We start from the raw sequence: 19,311 nt of genomic DNA on the forward strand, positions 1-19,311 counted from the left end.
AGCATCAGGCAAGATCAAGCGATACCAAAGCGCTAACTCTTGCTTATCTTACACGTAACAAACCGCTGAGCGAGGCATCCCGGCCACAGAAATAAATTCCATCGGTAAATATTGCCCGGTTCTGCCTTAGAATGACTCCCCATTTCCAGATCAATCGCAAGGGATGACATGGCACGGCCGGAAAAGATTCGACTTGGTGAAGTACTGATCCAGCAGAAGCTGTTATCGGAAGAGCAGCTGAACCAGGCGCTGGCCGACCAGAAGCGGACCGGACGCAAGCTGGGCCGGGTGTTCGTCGAGAACGGCTTCGTGACCGAAGAGCAGATTTCCGGCGCCCTGGCGCGCCAGCTGGACATCCCCTACATCAACCTGAAGTTCTACAACATCAGCGACCAGCTGGTGCGCCTGCTGCCGGAAACGGCCGCGCGCCGCTTCCGTGCGCTGGTGCTGGAAGACCGCCCGAACACGGTGCTGGTCGGCGTGTCCGACCCCACCGATTTGTTCGCCTACGACGAAATCGCGCGCCTGCTGAAAAAAGGCGTGGAGCTGGCCGTGGTCAACGAGACCGAGGTCCTGCACACGATCGACCGCATCTACCGCCGCACCGGCGAGATCACCGACTTCGCCAAGGAAGTCGAGGCCGACATCGGCGACGCCTTTGTCGACTTCGGCGCCATGACCGCCAACCCGGGCCTGGAAGAAGCGCCGGTGGTGAAATTGCTGCAGTCGGTGTTCGACGATGCGACCCAGGTGCGCGCCTCCGACATCCACATCGAGCCGCAGGAAGGGCGGCTGGCGATCCGCTTCCGCATCGACGGCGTGCTGCACCTGCAGACCGAGGCCGACATGAAGATCGCCACGCCGCTGGCGCTGCGCCTGAAGCTGATGGCCGACCTGGATATCTCGGAAAAGCGCCTGCCGCAGGATGGCCGCTTTGCCATGAAGGTGAAGAACCAGCGCATCGACGTGCGTATCTCGACCATGCCGACCCAGTACGGCGAATCGGTGGTCATGCGTCTCCTGAACCAGGCCGGCAACACCCTGCGCCTGGAATCGATCGGCATGCCGCGTAAACTGCTGGAGCGCTTCCGCGCCGTGGTGCAGCGCCCGAACGGCCTGGTGCTGGTGACCGGTCCCACGGGTAGCGGCAAGACCACCACGCTGTACAGCGCGCTGGCCGAACTCAACTCCGTCGAGAAAAAGCTGATCACCGTCGAAGACCCGGTCGAATACCGCCTGCAGGGCATCAACCAGGTGCAGGTGAACGAGAAGATCGAACTGAGTTTCGCGCGCGTGCTGCGTTCGGCCCTGCGCCAGGACCCGGACATCGTGCTCGTCGGCGAGATGCGCGACCAGGAAACCGCCCAGATCGGCCTGCGCGCCGCGATGACGGGCCACTTGGTCCTCTCCACCCTGCACACCAACGATGCCGCCAGCACCCCGCTGCGCCTGATGGACATGGGCGTGCCGCGCTACATGGTGGGCGGCTCGCTGCAGGCCGTGCTGGCCCAGCGCCTGGTGCGCGTGGTCTGCGAAAGCTGCAGCACGCCCTACGCGCCGACGCCGGCCGAGCGCACCTGGCTGCGTCCGGAGCTGGGCGACTTCGCCGAGCAGGCCCAGTTCTTCCACGGGAAAGGCTGCCCGCACTGCAACGGCACCGGCTACCGCGGCCGGACCGGCGTGTACGAACTGCTGGAGATGACGCGCGCCGTGACCGACGCCGCGAATCACCCGGACCCGGCCCACTTCCTGAAAGTGGCGCATGCCGAGATGGCCGGCGAAACCCTGCGCCGCCACGGCGTGCAGCTGGCGGTGCAGGGCCGCACCACGGTGGCCGAGGCGATGCGCATCAGTAACCAGCTGGAGGATTGAGTTGCCCTTCTATGCCTACAAGGGCCGCAACACGCGCGGCGAACTGATGCAGGGCGTGCTGGAAGCGGCCGACAGCGGCGCCGTGGCCGACCAGTTGTTCGGCACCGGCGTCACGCCGGTCGAGATCGTGCCGACCACGCGCAAGGCCACGAGCAACAGCGGCGCCCCGGATTCCTGGTGGGGCCGCCTGCGCGAAAAGCCGGTGCGCTCGATGGACGTGCAGCTGTTCAGCCGCCAGATGCACACCCTGCTGAAATCCGGCGTGCCGATCATGCGCGGCCTGGGCGGCCTGCAGGAATCCTCCACCAGCCCCGCCTTCGGGCGTGTGATCAAGGACCTGCGCGAGTCGCTCGATTCGGGGCGCGAGCTCTCGGCCGCCATGCGCCGCCACCCGGAAGCGTTTTCCACCTTCTACCTGTCGATGGTGCGCGTGGGCGAGATGACCGGGCGCCTGGAAGAAGTGTTCCTGCGCCTGTTCGACCACCTCGAATTCGACCGCGACATGAAGGACCGCGTGAAGGCGGCGCTGCGCTACCCGAGCTTCGTGGTGATTGCCATGGTGCTGGCGATGATCGTGGTGAACGTGTTCGTGATCCCGGCCTTTGCCAAGGTGTTCGAGAGCCTGCACACCGAGCTGCCGCTGATGACGCGCATCCTGATGGCGACCTCGCGCTTCACGCTCGACTACTGGCCGCTGCTGCTGGCGATTGCCATCGGTGGCTTCTTCGGTTTCCGCGCCTGGGTCGGTTCGGTAAAGGGGCGCTACGACTGGGACCGCTACAAGCTGCGCCTGCCGATCGCCGGCAAGATCATCCACAAGTCGACGATGTCGCGCTTTGCGCGCAGCTTTTCGCTGTCGATGCGCTCGGGCGTGCCGGTGGTGCAGGCCCTGACCGTGGTGGCCCAGACCGCCGACAACGCGTATCTTGCCGCGCGCATCGAGCAGATGCGCGACGGCGTCGAGCGCGGCGAAAGCATCCTGCGCACCTCGACGGCCGCCAACGTGTTCACCCCCATCGTGCTGCAGATGATCGCGGTGGGCGAGGAAACCGGTTCGCTCGACGATTTGATGGACGAGATCGCGCTGATGTACGAGCGCGAGGTCGACTACGAACTGAAGACCCTGTCGGCCCAGATCGAACCGATCCTGATCACCTTCCTCGGCGTGATGGTCCTGATCATGGCGCTCGGGATCTTCCTGCCGATCTGGGACCTGGGGCAGGCCGCCCTGCACCGGCAATGAGCGCGGCACGGCACAGGGGCATGGCGCAGGCGCGGGGCTTCGCGCTGCTGGAACTGGCGGTCGCCGCTGTCGTGTTCAGCCTGGTAGCTGGCGTGTTGCTGAATCGCCTCGTTCCGTATGTGGGCGAATCCGAGTACGTTGCGGCGAAACAACTCATCGGTTCGCTGCGGACGGGCTTGGCTGTGCGCTCGGCGCGGGCGGTATCGCAGGGCGGGCAGGGCGCTTTATTGGCGGTCGCACAAGAAAGCCCCATGAATTGGTTGGCAGATCGGCCAAAAAACTACCTCGGTGAATATTATTCTCCCAACGAATCCGAACTTCGGAAGGGGAATTGGTACTTCGATAAGGCAAATTCGACCCTGGTTTACCTATCGGCATCATCAAAAAGTTTTTCTGCTGAAACACCGAAATTTCTCAGGTTCAAGGTAGAATTGCTTCGCGTGCCCAATCCGGTTAATCCAGAAATACGGAGCGAGGTCACCGAAGGCCTGGACCTGGTCGAAATCGACAGCCAGCCGGCCGCTGAAGTAATGAATTAAGCAGCTTTATACCAGCGGTTCCCCCGCACTTTTTTAACTCGGAGAAAACGGAATGAACAAGAGCATCAAATCGGCCCAAGGCGGCTTCACTCTGATCGAACTGATCGTCGTGATCGTCATCCTCGGCATCCTGGCTGCGACCGCACTGCCGCGCTTCACCAACCTGAGCGGCGATGCCCGCCTGGCCAGCCTGAACGCCGCAAAGGGCGCCCTGGCCGCGACTGCTGCCATGACGCATGGCCGTCACCTGCTGACTCCGAACGCTATCCAGAACGTCGAAGGCGCTTCCGTGTCGATGGATATGAACTCTGGCTACCCGGCCATCGTCAACGCCGCCGGCACGCAAGCCACTGACGGCCTGATGCAAGCCGCCGGCCTGTCGACCGACTACACCGTGTACACTGTCGGCGCCGCGACCGACAAGCGTCCGGTGGTGGCGACCGGTTCGATCGCGATCGTCCCGAACAGCTTCAAGGACAGCGCGACCGCCGTCAAATGCTACGTGACCTACACGCCTGCCACCGCTGTCAACACGGCGCCGACCCTTGCTGTCGTCGGCAGCGTCAACGACTGCCAGTAATCCCTGCGTAAAGTGGCTGGCGTGCACGTCGAGCTGAACCGCGCATCCAGCCACCGCCGCCATGGCTTCACCATGGTGGAACTGATCATCGTGATCGTCCTCGTCGGCATCCTGTCGGCGCTGGCGATCACGCGCTTTTTCGACCGCTCGGTCTACGACGTCGAAACCTCCACCGAACAACTGCGCAACATCCTGCGCTACGGCCAGAAGACGGCGATTGCCCAGCACCGCGACGTGTTCGTGATCCTTGGCCCGAACAGCGCCGCCCTGTGCTTCGCGAACCAGGCCGCGTGTACCGCCGCCAACCAGGTCCAGGCCCCCTCCGGCCAGAACAGCGATACCGCCGTGACCCGCGCCGCCTGCAACAATGCGCGCACCTGGATGTGCGAAGGCCGACCGGCCAACATCGTCGGCAGTTCCAACAGCAACGTCACCTTCTTCGGCTTCAATGCGCTTGGACAGCCCTTCAACACGCCCGGCTCGACTGCCTTCAACAGCCTGACCATCACGCTCACCAGTGGCGCCAGCAGCCGTTCGGTAAACGTCGCTCCCGAAACCGGTTATGTATTCTGACGCCGCCCTCACGCAGCCGCGCCAGCGCGGCGTTACCCTGATCGAGCTGATCATGTTCATCGTGATCGTCTCGGTGGCGCTGGCCAGCATCATCGCCGTGATGCGCATCACCACCGCCAACAGCGCCGATCCGCTGCGCCGCAAGCAGGCGCTGATGATCGCCGAAGGTCTGCTCGAAGAGGTGCGCTCGGCCGGCTTCACGCGCTGCGATCCGAGCGACCCGGCGGGCGACGATCCGGCCAACCCGGCCTGCACGATTCCCGAGAACTGGGGGCAAGTGGCGCCGGAACCGGTGAATCCTCGCCCCTTTGACAATATCAACGACTACGTGGCCCAGCCGAACGTGGCGGTCGCCGCCTTCAACAACGCCGCCGGGGTGCTGGTCGATGTCTCCGGCCAGCCGGTCGGCGTCGACGGCTATACCGCCACGCTGATGGTATCGCCGGCCCAGTTGGGCGGCTTCGGCGTGGCGGGCGGCAGTGCCGCGAATACCGACGTGCTGCGCATCCGCGTCAGCGTCGCCTTCGGCGGCGATGCCCCGGTCGTGCTCGACGCCTACCGCATGCGCTACGCGCGCGGGTTCCAGTGATGCGCCGCCAGCCATTCCCGGCCCAGCGCGGCTTCACCCTGGTCGAGGCGATCATGGTGATCGCCATCATCGGCATCCTGGGCGCGATCGTCGCGGTCTTCATCCGCGCGCCGATCCAGGGCTACGCCGACGCCGTCGCCCGTGCCGAGGCCTCCGACGAGGCCGACATGGCGCTGCGCCGCATCGCCCGCGACATCCGCCTGGCGCTGCCGAACAGCGTGCGGGTCAATCCCGGCGGTACCGCCATCGAATTCCTGCTGACCAAGACGGGCGGGCGCTACCTGTCGGCCGAGGACGACGCCAGCAGCGGCACGCCGCTCTCGTTCGACCCCGCCAATCCCGGCGCGCAGTTCACGGTCGTGGGGCGCTTGAGCGAGGCAATCGTGGCTGGCCAGGACATGATTGCCGTGTTCAACCAGGGCCTCCCCGGATCGGACGCTTACGAAGCGGGGAGCACGGTCCTGTCGCCGGTTAGTGCCGGTGCGGCGGCCGGCGCCGATACGCCGCTGATCACGCTCAACCCCAACCGCTTTGCCATGGCAGGCGCCATGCCGTCGCCGGATGCGCGCTTCCAGGTGGTCAGCGGCCCGGTATCGTATGTCTGCGAACCGGCGCCGGGCGGCAGCTTCATGTTGCGCCGCTATTCGAACTATGCGATCAATGCGAACCAGGCCGTCCCGCCGGCGAATGCCCGGGTGGCCATGCTGGCGGCGCGCGTCGCCACCTGCACCAACCTGTTCCGCGCCGACACGGTGGCTGCCAGCCGTGCCGGGCTGGTCGTGATGTCGCTGTCGCTGCGCACCCGTAACCTTGCCGATCCCGCCGTGCGCCTGGTGCATCAGGTTCGCGTGGACAATACGCCATGACCAGGTGCGCATTCCCTTCCGTACAACGCCAGGCCGGTGCCGGCCTGGTCACGGCCATCTTCCTGCTGGTGGTGCTGGCAGGCCTGGCCACGGCCCTGGTGTCGATCTTCGGCGCCCAGCGCCAGTCGGGCGCGCTGGACGAGCAGGGCGCGCGCGCCTACCAGGCTGCGCGCGCCGGCGTCGAATGGGCGATTTTCCGGCGTTCGACCGATGCCGCCAATTATTGCCCGGCGGGCGGCACGACTGCCAGCCGCACCGATTCCTTTGCCCTGCCTGCAGGCTCGACCATGGCCGGCTTCGTCGTCACCGTCACCTGCACCATGGTGCCGGGACCCGCCTCGGACAATCCCGACATGGCGCCTTTCTATCTGTCGCGCTGGACCATTCGCGCCAGCGCCTGCACCACCGCGGGCAACACCTGCCCGGCGCCCACCAACAGCCGCGACTACGTCGAGCGCGTAATCGAGGTGCAGCTGTGAGCGCGCTACGCCAGCCATTGCGGCAGCTGGCGCAGCTGCTGCTGCTGCTGGCCGCCGTGCTGCTCGGTCTGGCGGCACCGGCCCGCGCCGACACCGCCGTCGCGCTGTCGAAGACCTTCAACGGCGCGGTGAATTTCACCGGCACCCAGGTGACGATCCGCGCCTACAGCAACAGCTGGAATGCCTGCACGGTGTACGCACCCACCGTCAACCGCACCGCGTCGCTGACCATGCCGGCCGGGGCCACGGTCCTCTCGGCACAGCTGTACTGGGCCGGCTCCGGCAACACGGCCGACAACACCGTTACCTTCCAGGGCAACTCGGTCAGCGCGTCGCGCAAGTACTCGTCCACCACGGTGGGCGGCGGCATCAACTTCTTCGGCGGGGCGGCCGATGTCACCGACATCGTCAAGGCCAAGGGTAGCGGTACCTACAGTTTCTCTGGACTGTCGGTGTCGTACGGCAGCCCCTGGTGCGCCTCCGAGGCGGTGCTCGGCGGCTTCGCCCTGCTGGTGGTGTACGGGCATCCGGACGAGGACGAGCGCATTCTCAACCTGTACGAGGGTTTTCGCTACATGCAGAACAGTTCGTATACGGTGACGGCCTCGAATTTCGGCTGGCCCAAGCCGGTGCTCAGCACCCGCGAAAAGGCCCGCGTCGGCTACATCAGCTGGGAAGGCGACTCGACCCTGCAGTCGGACGGGGAAGCCCTGATCTTCGAAGGAAAAGAGCTGTACGACGACATGAATCCGGCGGGCAACCAGTTCAACTCGCGCAGCAGCGTCAACCGTGACTATTACTCCTACGGGATCGACTTCGACGTCTATGACACCGAGGTGATCCATTGCATGACCTGCAAGCCGGAGGTGACCACGGCCTATCGCGCCGGACAAGATCTGGTGATCCTGAATGCCGAGATCCTGCTGGTGCCGACCTTGCCCGTGTCGGACCTGTCGATCTCGATGACCCGCGGCGGATCGCTGCAGGTGGGCCAGACCGTCAGCTACGCCCTGGCGGTCAAGAACAACGGGCCCTATACCGACGCTGGACCGATCACCGTGACCGACACCCTGCCGGCCGGGATGAGCTATGCGTCGAGCAGCGGCACCGGCTGGACCTGCTCGGCCAGCGGCCAGGTCGTGACCTGCACCTCGAAGACCGCGCTGGCGCCGAACGCCACGGCGCAGATCCTGACCATCAACGCCACCGTCAACGGGATCGGCTCGCAGACCAACAGCGCCACCGTGGCCGGCACCGCCGACGGCAACGCCGCCAACAACACGGCGACCGATACCGCGACCACGGTGGCGGCGCCGGTGTCGACCGCCGGCTATCGCTTCACCACGACCGCCTGCAAGGCAGGCGAATTAGTGCCTTCGACCAACTGCAAGCTGTATGACACGAATTTCGCCGGCGGCGCCAGTACCCAGATCTACATCACCGCCGTGAGCAGCGCCGGCAAGGCGGTGGCGCCGAGCACGACCCAGGCCACCGACGTGGCGATGCGCTTCAGCCTGACCTGCCAGGACCCGGCCGGCAGCACGGTGAAGGCCAGGTACGGCGATGTCGATTTGCCCGAATGCAGCAAGGGCGGCACGACGAGCGACGTGAAAGTCAACTTCAAGGCGAACACGCCTTCCGCGACCCTGAGCAACTTCAGCTATGCCGATGTCGGCCAGATCCAGTTGAACCTGCTCGTTGGCGGCAAGCCCGAGTCGACCCAGCCCTTCGTCGCGTTGCCGAGTTCGATTGCGTTCAGGAGTTACACCGCGCAGGACGGCACGCCGAATCCCGGCGCTTCCTCGCCCGCCGACCTTGCCTTCGCCAGGGCCGGCGAGGACTTCAACCTGGTGGTGGGCGCGCGCCTCGCCGACGGCAGCTGGGCGCCAAGTTTCGGCAAGGAGGCACAGCCGGTGAGCGTGTCGGTCGCCAGCGCCAAGGCGGTGCCGGACCAGATGCCGAGCGAGGTCCAAGCGACCTTCCGCGCCCCCGTGAACGCCAGCGGCGGCTATGCCGTGGCCGGCAACTACGCCGACGTCGGCATCCTGAACCTGACGCCGTCGATCAACGATTACCTGGGCGTCAGCGCCAGCAACAACGTCAACACGATCACCGGCAAGACCGACAAGGTCGGCCGCTTCATTCCGGCCTACTACACGACCTCGGTGGAATCGCCGCCGTTTTCCTGCCTGGCGCTGATGGGCTGCGACGCCGCCCCGGCCCTGGTCGACGGCGCAGCGTATTCAGGCCAGCCCTTCGGTGTCCAGGTCACCGCCTACGATGCCGGCGGCAACCCCCTTGCCAACTACAACGACACCACGTTCTGGCGCAAGGAGATCACCCTGAGCGCGGTGACGGCGCCGGGCAAGGCCCTCGTCACGCCCAGGCTCGTGGGCGATACGGGCAGCGGCATGTCGGCGGGCAAGGAATCCAGCGGCGCCTGGGCCATGGAAAAGGATGTGTCGTACTCCCTGGCTAGCGGCTACAACGTCGACTCGACCGCCACGGCGACCGCGCCGGCGCCGATCTACCTGCGCGCCGAATCGACCGAGACCTTCCCCCCCATTACAGGCACCGCTAACAGGGCGGGCAAGGTCAGCTCGCTGCGCGCCACGCCGGACGATTCCCAGGAGGCCGGCATGATGATCGTCAACGGCCGCCTGAACGTGGGCAGCGCCCAGGGCACGAATATCCGCCGCACGCCGCTGGCGCTGCAGGCGCAATACTGGAGCGGCAGCGCCTGGATCAACCACAGCTGGTCCGATTCCGATACGCCGCCAATCGCCACCATGGCGCCGGCTGCGGCCACCTACTCCTCGTGCCGGCGCAACCTGAAGCGCACCGCCGCCGAGCCGGCGTCGAACGCGACCAACATCGACAATTGCAGCATCGGCAGCAGCGGCGTGGTGAAAGCCGGATCGAGCGCAGCCATCACGCTCGACAACCGGGGCACCGGCACGTTCTGGCTGGCCGCGCCGGGCGCCGCGAATGCCGGCAGCGTCTGGGTGCAAATGGCGTCGCCGCCCTGGCTGCCGAGCACCCGCGGACGGGTCAGCTTCAACGCCACGCGCACGCCGATGATCTACCTGCGCGAGGTGTACTGACCGCTCGGTGCGGAAACGGGCGGCCCGGCGCCGGCCGATAATTTTTTTGTATCGCTTTGTTTCCGTACTTGAATATAATCAAGCCTTTATTGGCGACACCTTCGGCAACACCTGAAGCCAGTGTCAACATCGAACCGGACCCGCATGCGTTTTTTTAGAAGAGCAAAGAAAAGAGAAGGGTGGCTGGCGATCAGCCTGCAGCGCGACGGCATTGCCGCCGTCAGCATGCAGACCGCGCCGGACATCCGTCCGCAGGTGCGCCAGGCGGTGTTTTACCCAGGGAAGGTGACGCCGGAACTGCTGGAAAAGCTGGGCCGCGAGCTGCACGCGAATGCCTACCAGTGCAGCACCGTGCTCGCCGCCGGCGAATACCAGATCCTGTCGGTCGACGCACCGAACGTGGCGGCCGACGAACTCAAGACCGCGGTGCGCTGGCGCCTGAAGGACATGCTCGACTTCCACATCGACGACGCCACGGTCGACGTGCTCGATTTGCCGGTCGACGAAGGCGCTGCGACCCGCGCCCAGCACTCGATGTTCGCCGTCGCCGCGCGCAACAGCATCATCGAAGGCCGCCAGAAACTGTTCAGCGGCGCCAAGATCGACATGGCCGTGATCGACATTCCCGAGATGGCGCAGCGGAACATCGCGAAGATGGTCGAGCCGCCGGGCCGCGGCGTCGCCATGCTCTCGTTCGGCGAAGACGGCGGCCTGCTGACCGTGTCGTACAAGGGCGAGCTGTACCTGACGCGCCGCATCGACATCGCGCTCGAACAACTGCTCGACGCCGACCACGAGCGCAAGCACGCCGGCTTCGATCGCATCACGCTGGAACTGCAACGCTCGCTCGACAACTTCGAGCGCCAGTACTCCTTCATCAGCGTGGCCAAGCTGGTGCTGGCGCCGTCCGCCATCAGCGGCCTCGAAGAATACCTGTCGAGCAACCTCTACATGCCGGTCGATAGTCTCGACCTGGCGGCGCTCTTCGATTTCGCGCGCGCGCCGGAACTGGCCGACAAGACCTTGCAGCAGCGCTTCCTGGTGCCGCTCGGCGCGGCCCTGCGCCATGAGGAGACTGTGCTGTGAGCCAGCAGATCAACCTGTTCAACCCGATCTTCCTGCAGCAGAAGAAGATCTTCTCGACCCGCACCATGGCCCAGGCCCTGGGCGTGCTGGTGCTCGGCGTGGTGGCGATGGGGCTGTACGGCAGCGCCCGCGTGTCGACGCTGCAGAAGCAGGCCGATGCCGGCGCCGCCCAGCTGCAGGCGCGCCAGGCGCGGCTGGTGGCCGTGAACGCGGAATTCCCGCCGCGCCAGAAGGATCCAACTTTGGCGGAGGCCGTGCTGGAAGCCGAACGCCAGCTCGGCACCCTGCGCGAAGTGTCCCGCGTGCTGCAGGGCGGTGAACTCGGCAACACGCGCGGCTATGCGGAATACTTCCGCGCGCTGGCGCGCCAGCACGTGGACGGCCTGTGGCTGACCGGGCTGACGATTACCGGCGCCAGTACCGATATCGGCGTGCGCGGCCGCGCCCTCGATCCGGAAAGCGTGCCGGGCTTCCTGACCCGCCTGACGCGCGAGCCGGTGATGCAGGGCAAGGGCTTTGGCAGCCTGCAGATGTCGGAAGGATCGCGCGAGCCGCAGGACGGCGCACCGGCGCCTGCCTCGCCAGCAACTGCGGCACCGGCCGGCCCGGCGCCCTACGTCGACTTCAGCCTGCAATCGAACAGCGAGGCGCCGCGCACATGAAACAACAATGGATCAAGCTGGCGACGCGCGTCGACGCCCTCAGCCTGCGCGAACGGATCATGGTGTTCGCGGCCTGCGCCGCGGCCATCGTCTTCCTGATGCACTTCTTTGCGCTCGGGCCGCAGCTGCGCAAGCAGGACGCGCTGAACGCGCAGATCACCCAGCAGCAGAACAACATCGAAGGCATCGACAACGAAATCCGCGCACGCGTGGAAGCGGCCCAGAACGACCCGGACGCGGCGGTGCGCACCCGCCTGGCCGCGGTGCGCAAGGAAACCGAGGAGCTCAGCGGGCAGCTGCGCGCGATGCAGAACGGCCTGGTGGCGCCGGAGCGCATGGCGCCGCTGCTCGACAGCATCCTGCGCGCGAACGGCCGCCTGGCCCTGGTGTCGGTGCGCACGCTGCCGGTGGAGTCGGTGCTGGAAGCAGGGCGCCGCGCGGCAGCCTCGGCGCCGGACGCCGCCGTGGCAACGGCGCCGGCGGCGCCTGCCCAGCCCCTGTCGAATAATGGCGGTCTGCTCTACCGCCACGGCGTGGAGATCACCGTGCGCGGCAACTACCTCGACATGATCGCCTACATGAATGCGCTGGAAGGCTTGCCGACCCAGCTGTTCTGGGGCCGTGCGCAGCTCGAGGCGGAAACCTGGCCGTCGTCGCGCCTGACGCTGACCCTGTACACCCTGAGCCTGGACCGCAAATGGATGAAGCTATGAAGCGCGCCTGTCTTGCCGCACTCGGGCTGGCGCTGGCGGCGGCCTGCTCCCTGCCGGCCGCGGCGCAAGCCCTGCGCGACCCGACCCGGCCGCCGGCCTCCCGGGTCCCGGGCGGCGCCGGCGCACGCGCTGCAAGCCCGGCATCAAACGGGCCGCAGCTGCAATCGATCCTGATCGCGCGCCAGCCCGGCGGGCGCCACGTGGCGGTGATCGATGGCGAGACGGTGCGTCTCGGCGACAGCTACAAGGGCGCGCGCGTGGCGCGCATGACCCCGAACGAAGTCGAGCTGGTGCGCGGGAGCGAACGTCGCGTGCTGAAACTGAATGCGCCTGGAAACGCGCTGCCGTCCGGCGGCATCGAACGCGCCCGCAAGGACTGATACCAAGATGACGATGAACAAACGCACCCTCCATTCCACCTTGCTCCTCGGCGCCGCCTTCCTGGCCGGCTGCCAGGCCACGCCGCCGCACGCCACCTACGACACCATCAAGCGCGAGGTGGCCAAGGCCAGCGCTGCCGGCGCCCCGGCGCCCGGCACGGCGGCGACCGGCGACGCCGTCGCCGATGCGCTGCTGCCGCCGGCCGCCACCCTGGCACGCGAACTGCCGAAGGCGCGCCCGGCCCTGGAGGAACGCTTCAACGTCGCCTTCAACAACGTGCCGGCGCAGCAGTTCTTCCGCTCGATCGTGGCCGGCACCCGCTACAACATGGTGGTGCATCCCGAGGTCAGCGGCAGTATTTCCGCCAACCTGAAGGACGTGACCCTGGCCGAGACCCTGGACGCGATCCGCGACATGTATGGCTACGACTACCGAATCGACGGCACCCGCGTAACCATCCGCCCGCTGACCATGCAGACCCGGATGTTTCGCGTGAACTACCTGGTCGGCAACCGCAGCGGCAGCTCGAACCTGCGCGTGACCTCGACCTCGGTGTCCGACAGCGGCAACAACAACAACGGCAGCGGCAATGGTAGCAACCAGGGTTCCGGCAACAACAACCAGAACAACCGCAACAACAATAACAATAACAACAACCCGAACGACCCGAACGGCCAGAACAGCAACGGGGTCCAGAGCAGCGACGTCAACACGATCTCGAACAACGACTTCTGGCGCGACCTGGCCCTCTCGCTGGAAGCCATCATGGGCGGCAAGCAGGGCGGGCGCAGCCTGGTGGTCAGCCCGCAGTCGGGCGTGATCGTGATCCGCGCCATGCCGGAAGAACTGCGCAACGTCGACGCCTACCTGAAGGCGACGCAATTGTCGGTCGACCGCCAGGTGATCCTGGAAGCGAAGATCCTCGAAGTGGAGCTGAACGACCAGTTCCAGAGCGGGATCAACTGGGCCTCGTTCGCCTCGATCAAAAGCTCGCACCCGAACCGCGTGTCGGGCGGCCTGATCTCGCCGGGCACCGGCCTGGCGCCGCTGCCCTACACGGGCGGCCAGCCGCCGCTGATCGCCAACGGCACGGGTCTCGCAGCCAGCACCGGCTTCTCGCTGTCGAATGCCGCGAATGCGGCCGGCTCGCTGTTCGGCCTGGCCGTGCAGACGAATAACTTCGCGGCCCTGATTTCCTTCCTCGAGCAGCAGGGCACCGTGCATGTGCTGTCGAGCCCGCGCATCGCGGCGGTGAACAACCAGAAGGCCGTGCTGAAGATCGGCACCGACGAGTTCTATGTGACCGGCGTGCAGACCAACATCAGCAGCAACGCCACCGGCGACACCGTCACCCCCAGCGTGACGCTGCAGCCCTTCTTCTCGGGCGTGGTGCTGGACGTGACGCCGCAGATCGACGACGCCGGCAACATCCTGCTGCACGTGCACCCGTCGGTCAGCCAGGTGACCACCGTGACCAAGGGCGTGAACCTCGGTTCGGCCGGCAACCTGAGCCTGCCGCTGGCGGCATCGAGCACCTCGGAACTGGACAGTATTGTCCGCGGCCAGGACGGCCAGGTGGTGGCCATCGGCGGCCTGATGCGCCAGGCCTCGACCGACGACACCAGCCAGCTGCCGGGCGCCGGCCGGGTGCCGGTGCTGGGCGCGCTGTTCCGCAACAAGAACAAGATCAACCAGAAGCGCGAGCTGGTGGTGCTGATCAAGCCGACCATCGTCGACAGCGCCAACAGCTGGAACCAGGACCTGCTGGACGCCACGCGCCGCATCGACCAGCTCGACCCGCGCCAGCTGGAGCGCCGCTGATGTACGAAGCGCATTTCGGCCTGCGCGAGCTGCCGTTCGGGATCACGCCGGACACGAGTTTCTTCTTCGGCAGCCCGCGCTCGCAGGAAGCGCTGAACACCCTGCTGGTCGCGGCGCGCAGCGGCGAGGGCTTCATCAAGATCACGGGCGAGGTCGGCACCGGCAAGACCCTGTTGTGCCGCAAGTTCATGGCGACCCTGGGCGAGGATTTCATCACCGCCTGGATCCCGAATCCCTATCTTGAGCCACGCAGCCTGATGCTGGCCCTGGCCGACGAGCTGGAGCTGGCGCTGGACCGCGAGGTGGACCAGCACCAGCTGCTCAAGACCATCACGCACCACCTGCTGCGCCTGGCCGGCCAGGACAAGCGCGTGCTGCTGTGCATCGACGAAGCCCAGGCGCTGCCGCTCGAGACCATGGAAGCGCTGCGCCTGCTGACGAATCTTGAAACCGAGAAGCGCAAACTGCTGCAGATCGTTCTGTTCGGCCAGCCGGAATTGAACCGCAAGCTGGAAGACGCGTCGATCCGCCAGCTGGCCCAGCGCATCACCTTTCACTACCACCTCGGCCCGCTCGGGCGCGACGACCTCGATTACTATGTGGCGCACCGCCTGCGCGTGGCCGGTTTCGACGGCGCGCGCCTGTTTTCCGCGTCCGCCATCTCGCGTTTGTACCGCGCCAGCGGCGGCATTCCGCGCCTGGTGAACATCCTTGCCCACAAGGCGCTGATGCTGTGCTACGGCCAGGGCCGGCAGCAGGTGTCGGCCGCCCACGTGGCCGCCGCCGCGCACGACACCCTCGCGGCCCGGCGCCGCGCCTGGCCCTGGGTGGCCGGGGTAGGCGCCCTGGCCGCGATGGCCGCAGGACTTGCCTGGACCTTTGTACGATGAGCCTGATAAATAAAATGCTGCAGGACCTCGATGCGCGCGGTAATGCGCGCAGCCGGGAGATGTCGTCCGACGTGAAACCCGTGGCGCCGGAAGCAGCGCTGCGCTCGAAGCGGCGGATTGCCGCCATCACCGCCGGCCTGATCGCCGTGGCGCTCGGCGTGACCGGCTGGGTGGTGCTGCCGCTGAAGGGCAAGAGCTTCGATGCGAAGCCGGTGCCTGCACAGGTGGTGGCCGCAACGCCGCAGCTTGCGGCAGAAACGCCTGCTCCGGTGCCGGCCGACCCCGCGCCGGTTGCCGTGGCCGAGGTGGCGCCAGCCGCAGATACGGCCGCACCAGCCGACCCTGCGCCGGCGCCGCAAGCAGCCGAACCTGAAGCGGCGCCGCAGCGCAAGCGTGCCGACGTGGCCGCGCCCGCGGCAGCGCAGCGCCTGCCGGCCGCTGCGCCTTCGACCACCACCTGGGCGCAGGCGAATGCCCGCGCCCAGGCCGAGCAGGCCCGCCTGGCGCGCCGCTGGGCCGCCGAGGACGCCCGCATCGCCGCGCTGCCCGCCGGCGAACGCGGCGCCGCCGCAAGCCGCTTGCAGGCCGAGCAGGAGCGGGCGGCTGTTACCGCACGCCGCGACGCAGCCTGGGTCGCGGCCCTGAAGCGCAAGGAAGGCGCCGCCGGCGCCGCACTGCTTGACGCCGAGACCCCGGCGGCTGCCGCGAACGGCGCCCAGGGCCGCAGCGAAACCGGTGTCCAGCGCGCCGACAATACCTATCGCCGCGCCCTGGCCAACCTGCAGGAAGGCCGCGTCAACGAAGCGATTACCGGCCTGCAGCAAACCCTGCGCACGAATCCGCGCCACGACGCCGCGCGCCAGACCCTGGTCGGCCTGCTGGTCGAGAACAAGCGCAGCGACGAGGCGGTGCTGGAGCTGCAGGGCGCGCTGGCGCTCGACCCGCGCCAGCCGGCGCTGGCGATGCTGCTGGCGCGGTTGCAGATCGAACGCGGCGGCAATGGCATCGAGACCCTGCTGCGCACCCTGCCTTACGCGGGCGGCAACGGCGAATACCAGGGTTTCCTGGCCGGCGCCCTGCAGAGGCAAGGCCGCCACCGCGAGGCGATCGACCAGTACAGCGCCGCGCTGCGCGGCGCGCCGAACAACGGGGTGTGGTGGATGGGCCTGGGCCTGTCGCTGCAGGCCGAGAAGCGCAATGCCGAGGCGGCCGATGCTTACCGCCGCGCCGAAGCGAGCGGCACCTTGTCGGGCGAACTGCAGGATTTCGTGGCGCGCAAGCTGCAGCAAGTGGCGCGCTGAGGATGTTTCCAGTCAGGTGACAATCTGCGGATCAAGAGCAGGATTGTCGCCCATCCGTTGACGATCCGTTTCGCCCTTGATGCAGTTTCAAAGCCGCGCCAGGCGTTCCAAAGCCAGTGCAAGTGTATCGTCCTGCTTGGCAAAGCAGAAGCGCACGATGCCCGATTCCCGAGCCTGGCTATAGAAGGCCGAGACCGGAATCGCCGCCACCTTGCACTCGCTGGTGAGCCACTGCGCGAACTCGGCTTCCGGCAGATCGGAGATGGCGCTGTAGTCGACGCACTGGAAATAGGTGCCGTCGGCCGGCAGCAAACGCAGGCGGGTCCCGGCCAGGCCGGCGCGGAACAGATCGCGCTTGCGCTGGTAGAAGGCCGGCAGTTCCAGGTAGGGCGCCGGGTTCGCCATGTAGCGCGCCAGGCCATGCTGCATCGGCGTGTTCACCGTGAACACGTTGTATTGGTGCAGCTTGCGGAACTCGGCGCTCAGCGGCGCCGGCGCGGCGAGATAGCCCACTTTCCAGCCGGTCACGTGGTAGGTCTTGCCGAAGCTCGACACTACGAAGGCGCGCTCGGCCAGCACGGGGTGGCTGGCCACCGAGGCGTGGCGCCCGCCGTCGTAGACCATGTGCTCGTAGACCTCGTCCGACAGGATCAGGATATCGGTGCCGGCGACAATCTGCGCCAGGCGTTCGAGATCGGCGCTGCGCAGGATCGAGCCGGTCGGATTGTGTGGCGAATTGATGACGATCAGCCGGGTGCGCGGCGTGACGGCGGCAGCCAGCTTGTCCCACGGCATGCTGTAGCCTTCCGTGCCGACTTCCATGCAGACCGGCACCGCCACGCCGCCGGCCAGGGCAATGGCCGGCGCGTAGCTGTCGTAGGCCGGTTCGATGACGATGGCTTCGTCGCCGGGATGCACGCAGCACAGGATGGCGGTCGTGAGCGCCTGGGTGGCGCCGGCGGTGACCGTGATCTCGGTCTGCGCGTCGTAGGCGCGGCCATACAGGCGCGCGATCTTGGCGGCAATGGCCTCGCGCAGGGCGGGTACGCCCGGCATCGGCGGATACTGGTTGTGGCCGGCGCGCATGGCCTCGTTCACGTGGTCGGGCAACAGCGGGTCGCAGCCGAAGTCGGGGAAGCCCTGGCCCAGGTTCACGGCGCCATGTTCGAGGGCGAGGGCCGACATGGTGGAGAAGATGGTGGCGCCGACGGCGGGCAGGCGCGACTGCAGTGCGGGAGTGCTCATGGTCTTCCGGAATGGTTGCGGGTTTGGCTACGAACTGCCTATTCTAGCTGGCTTGCGGCCTGCGCCTTGACCCAGGCTTCAGGCAGCATGATGCGGAACATGCCGGCCTGCTGGGTCTTGCGGCCGAGCTTCAGCAAGGCTTTGTCTTTCGTGACCAGGATGGCGGCGTTTGCGTCGCGCGCCAGCTCCAGGAATTTCTGGTCGTCGCGGTCGCTGCACACCGGCAGGCGGATCGGCTTGCTGTCCGGCGCCACCACGGCGATCAGGGCATCGAAGCGGGCGGCGGCCTGTTCGCGGCTGGCTTCATCGAGCGGCAGGTGGGGGTAGTGCAGCACGATCCGGTATTCGTCGCGGCAGTCGGCGCGCGTGACGGCCTGGACGGCGCCACGTTCGAGCGCCTCCAGCAGGCTGTCCCAGCGTTTGTCGCGAAAGACGAACAGATCCAGGCAGACATTGGTGTCGAGGACGATGGTTGGTGCGGAAGCGGGTATCATATAGGAAATATTAATTGCTTTTGCGTTTGCGCTGTTAGGTTTCTATGCTGCTTGTCATTTCGCCCGCCAAATCCCTCGACCTCGATACCCCGACTCCCACCCGGGAGCACACGCTCCCCGCTTTCATCGACCGCGCCAGTCAATTGATTGGCGTACTGCGCGATTTGTCGCCCGGCCAGGTGGGCGATCTGATGCACATCTCCGACGCCCTCTCGGCGCTGAACGTGGCGCGCTACGCCAGCTGGACCGCGGACCACGCCGACGGCCACCAGGCCGTGATGGCCTTCGACGGCGACGTCTACGCCGGGCTCGACGCGCGCAGTCTGCCGCTCGACGCCATCGATTTCGCCCAGCGCCACCTGCGCATCCTGTCGGGTCTTTACGGTCTGCTGCGTCCGCTCGACCTGATGCATCCCTACCGGCTGGAGATGGGAACGAAGCTGGCGAACCCGGGCGGAAAGGATTTGTACACCTTCTGGGGCGAGACCATTACCCGCGCCCTGAATGCCGAGCTCGAGAAAACGGGATCGACGGCGCTGGTCAACCTGGCCTCGGAAGAGTACTTCAAGTCGGTCAAGCCGAAGCTGCTTGCGGCGCCGGTCGTCACGCCGGTGTTCGAGGACTGGAAGAACGGGAGGTACAAGATCATTTCCTTCTACGCCAAGCGGGCGCGCGGGCTGATGGCGCGCTATGCGATCGAGAACGGGGTCAATGATCCGGAGGCGTTGAAGGCGTTCGATGTGGATGGGTATGCATTTGTACCCGAAGAATCGAAAGAGCGGACCTGGGTGTTCCGGCGCAAAATGGACGCCTGATCGCGGCTAGCGGCCCCAACCGTAAGGTGGGCACCCCGTGCCCACCCTACGGATCGTG

General features: G+C 66.6%; 19 protein-coding genes. 17 read left to right on the forward strand and 2 right to left on the reverse strand.

The annotated features are described in order from the left end of the window. Window positions 1-168: 168 nt before the first annotated feature. From QWL29_RS06075 to QWL29_RS06150, 16 genes are all read left to right on the forward strand, one after another. Window positions 169-1,872, forward strand: a complete 1,704-nt coding sequence (locus QWL29_RS06075) for a GspE/PulE family protein (protein WP_305821987.1) — start codon at window positions 169-171, stop codon at window positions 1,870-1,872. Window position 1,873: 1 nt separating this feature from the next. After that, window positions 1,874-3,115 (forward strand): type II secretion system F family protein, encoded by a 1,242-nt coding sequence (locus tag QWL29_RS06080; protein ID WP_305821988.1) that lies wholly within the window; start codon window positions 1,874-1,876, stop codon window positions 3,113-3,115. Further along, a complete protein-coding gene (locus QWL29_RS06085; protein ID WP_305821989.1) occupies window positions 3,112-3,654 on the forward strand; it encodes a type II secretion system protein in 543 nt (180 codons plus the stop codon). Before QWL29_RS06080 ends, QWL29_RS06085 begins: the two co-directional genes overlap by 4 nt. 52 nt (window positions 3,655-3,706) lie before the next feature. Then, window positions 3,707-4,234: a type II secretion system protein gene (locus QWL29_RS06090; protein ID WP_305821990.1), complete on the forward strand. Its 528-nt coding sequence runs from the start codon at window positions 3,707-3,709 to the stop codon at window positions 4,232-4,234. A 21-nt stretch (window positions 4,235-4,255) separates the two neighbouring features. Next, window positions 4,256-4,807, forward strand: coding sequence for a pilus assembly FimT family protein (locus QWL29_RS06095; protein ID WP_305821991.1), 552 nt, complete (start codon window positions 4,256-4,258; stop codon window positions 4,805-4,807). After that, the gene (locus QWL29_RS06100) at window positions 4,797-5,396 is read left to right on the forward strand and encodes a type IV pilus modification PilV family protein (RefSeq protein ID WP_305821992.1); all 600 of its coding nucleotides are present in this window, start codon (window positions 4,797-4,799) and stop codon (window positions 5,394-5,396) included. Before QWL29_RS06095 ends, QWL29_RS06100 begins: the two co-directional genes overlap by 11 nt. After that, on the forward strand, window positions 5,396-6,262 hold the full coding sequence (locus QWL29_RS06105) for a prepilin-type N-terminal cleavage/methylation domain-containing protein (protein ID WP_305821993.1): 867 nt from the start codon (window positions 5,396-5,398) through the stop codon (window positions 6,260-6,262). The genes QWL29_RS06100 and QWL29_RS06105 overlap by 1 nt, the downstream gene beginning before the upstream one ends. Continuing rightward, window positions 6,259-6,741 (forward strand): agglutinin biogenesis protein MshP, encoded by a 483-nt coding sequence (locus QWL29_RS06110; RefSeq protein ID WP_305821994.1) that lies wholly within the window; start codon window positions 6,259-6,261, stop codon window positions 6,739-6,741. The genes QWL29_RS06105 and QWL29_RS06110 overlap by 4 nt, the downstream gene beginning before the upstream one ends. Beyond that, on the forward strand, window positions 6,738-9,845 hold the full coding sequence (locus QWL29_RS06115) for a DUF6701 domain-containing protein (protein WP_305821995.1): 3,108 nt from the start codon (window positions 6,738-6,740) through the stop codon (window positions 9,843-9,845). Before QWL29_RS06110 ends, QWL29_RS06115 begins: the two co-directional genes overlap by 4 nt. 144 nt (window positions 9,846-9,989) lie before the next feature. Next, window positions 9,990-10,931 (forward strand): type IV pilus biogenesis protein PilM, encoded by a 942-nt coding sequence (locus QWL29_RS06120; RefSeq protein WP_305821996.1) that lies wholly within the window; start codon window positions 9,990-9,992, stop codon window positions 10,929-10,931. After that, entirely contained in the window at window positions 10,928-11,593 is a 666-nt protein-coding gene (locus QWL29_RS06125) for a PilN domain-containing protein (RefSeq protein ID WP_305821997.1), read from the forward strand. Before QWL29_RS06120 ends, QWL29_RS06125 begins: the two co-directional genes overlap by 4 nt. Continuing rightward, window positions 11,590-12,306 (forward strand): hypothetical protein, encoded by a 717-nt coding sequence (locus QWL29_RS06130; RefSeq protein ID WP_305821998.1) that lies wholly within the window; start codon window positions 11,590-11,592, stop codon window positions 12,304-12,306. Before QWL29_RS06125 ends, QWL29_RS06130 begins: the two co-directional genes overlap by 4 nt. Further along, a complete protein-coding gene (locus tag QWL29_RS06135) occupies window positions 12,291-12,686 on the forward strand; it encodes a hypothetical protein (RefSeq protein WP_305821999.1) in 396 nt (131 codons plus the stop codon). The genes QWL29_RS06130 and QWL29_RS06135 overlap by 16 nt, the downstream gene beginning before the upstream one ends. A gap of 13 nt (window positions 12,687-12,699) precedes the next feature. Beyond that, window positions 12,700-14,508 carry a pilus (MSHA type) biogenesis protein MshL gene (gene mshL / locus QWL29_RS06140; RefSeq protein ID WP_305822000.1) on the forward strand — a complete coding sequence of 603 codons (1,809 nt, stop codon included), beginning with the start codon at window positions 12,700-12,702 and terminating at the stop codon, window positions 14,506-14,508. Continuing rightward, the gene (locus QWL29_RS06145; RefSeq protein WP_305822001.1) at window positions 14,508-15,398 is read left to right on the forward strand and encodes an ExeA family protein; all 891 of its coding nucleotides are present in this window, start codon (window positions 14,508-14,510) and stop codon (window positions 15,396-15,398) included. The genes mshL and QWL29_RS06145 overlap by 1 nt, the downstream gene beginning before the upstream one ends. Beyond that, window positions 15,395-16,699, forward strand: a complete 1,305-nt coding sequence (locus QWL29_RS06150; protein WP_305822002.1) for a tetratricopeptide repeat protein — start codon at window positions 15,395-15,397, stop codon at window positions 16,697-16,699. Before QWL29_RS06145 ends, QWL29_RS06150 begins: the two co-directional genes overlap by 4 nt. Before the next feature lie 87 nt (window positions 16,700-16,786). Here QWL29_RS06150 and QWL29_RS06155 read toward each other — a convergent pair whose 3' ends face one another. Then, a complete protein-coding gene (locus QWL29_RS06155) occupies window positions 16,787-17,944 on the reverse strand; it encodes a pyridoxal phosphate-dependent aminotransferase (protein ID WP_305822003.1) in 1,158 nt (385 codons plus the stop codon). Window positions 17,945-17,982: 38 nt separating this feature from the next. After that, a complete protein-coding gene (locus QWL29_RS06160; RefSeq protein ID WP_305822004.1) occupies window positions 17,983-18,438 on the reverse strand; it encodes a putative toxin-antitoxin system toxin component, PIN family in 456 nt (151 codons plus the stop codon). Window positions 18,439-18,482: 44 nt separating this feature from the next. Between QWL29_RS06160 and yaaA the strand changes: the two genes are divergently transcribed. After that, window positions 18,483-19,253: a peroxide stress protein YaaA gene (gene yaaA, locus QWL29_RS06165; protein ID WP_305822005.1), complete on the forward strand. Its 771-nt coding sequence runs from the start codon at window positions 18,483-18,485 to the stop codon at window positions 19,251-19,253. Window positions 19,254-19,311 lie beyond the last annotated feature (58 nt).

Source organism: Massilia brevitalea, from assembly GCF_030711405.1.
In the GTDB taxonomy this organism is placed as follows: Bacteria; Pseudomonadota; Gammaproteobacteria; order Burkholderiales; family Burkholderiaceae_D; genus Telluria; species Telluria brevitalea.

Excerpts from the sequence above, each read along its gene's own strand:
- QWL29_RS06075 (WP_305821987.1), top strand. The coding sequence starts at position 169 with ATGGCACGGCCGGAAAAGATTCGACTTGGTGAAGTACTGATCCAGCAG.
- QWL29_RS06085 (WP_305821989.1), top strand. The coding sequence starts at position 3,112 with ATGAGCGCGGCACGGCACAGGGGCATGGCGCAGGCGCGGGGCTTCGCG.
- QWL29_RS06090 (WP_305821990.1), top strand. The coding sequence starts at position 3,707 with ATGAACAAGAGCATCAAATCGGCCCAAGGCGGCTTCACTCTGATCGAA.
- QWL29_RS06100 (WP_305821992.1), top strand. The coding sequence starts at position 4,797 with ATGTATTCTGACGCCGCCCTCACGCAGCCGCGCCAGCGCGGCGTTACC.
- QWL29_RS06105 (WP_305821993.1), top strand. The coding sequence starts at position 5,396 with ATGCGCCGCCAGCCATTCCCGGCCCAGCGCGGCTTCACCCTGGTCGAG.
- QWL29_RS06110 (WP_305821994.1), top strand. The coding sequence starts at position 6,259 with ATGACCAGGTGCGCATTCCCTTCCGTACAACGCCAGGCCGGTGCCGGC.
- QWL29_RS06120 (WP_305821996.1), top strand. The coding sequence starts at position 9,990 with ATGCGTTTTTTTAGAAGAGCAAAGAAAAGAGAAGGGTGGCTGGCGATC.
- QWL29_RS06130 (WP_305821998.1), top strand. The coding sequence starts at position 11,590 with ATGAAACAACAATGGATCAAGCTGGCGACGCGCGTCGACGCCCTCAGC.
- QWL29_RS06135 (WP_305821999.1), top strand. The coding sequence starts at position 12,291 with ATGGATGAAGCTATGAAGCGCGCCTGTCTTGCCGCACTCGGGCTGGCG.
- mshL (WP_305822000.1), top strand. The coding sequence starts at position 12,700 with ATGAACAAACGCACCCTCCATTCCACCTTGCTCCTCGGCGCCGCCTTC.
- QWL29_RS06145 (WP_305822001.1), top strand. The coding sequence starts at position 14,508 with ATGTACGAAGCGCATTTCGGCCTGCGCGAGCTGCCGTTCGGGATCACG.
- QWL29_RS06150 (WP_305822002.1), top strand. The coding sequence starts at position 15,395 with ATGAGCCTGATAAATAAAATGCTGCAGGACCTCGATGCGCGCGGTAAT.
- QWL29_RS06155 (WP_305822003.1), bottom strand. The coding sequence starts at position 17,944 with ATGAGCACTCCCGCACTGCAGTCGCGCCTGCCCGCCGTCGGCGCCACC.
- QWL29_RS06160 (WP_305822004.1), bottom strand. The coding sequence starts at position 18,438 with ATGATACCCGCTTCCGCACCAACCATCGTCCTCGACACCAATGTCTGC.
- yaaA (WP_305822005.1), top strand. The coding sequence starts at position 18,483 with ATGCTGCTTGTCATTTCGCCCGCCAAATCCCTCGACCTCGATACCCCG.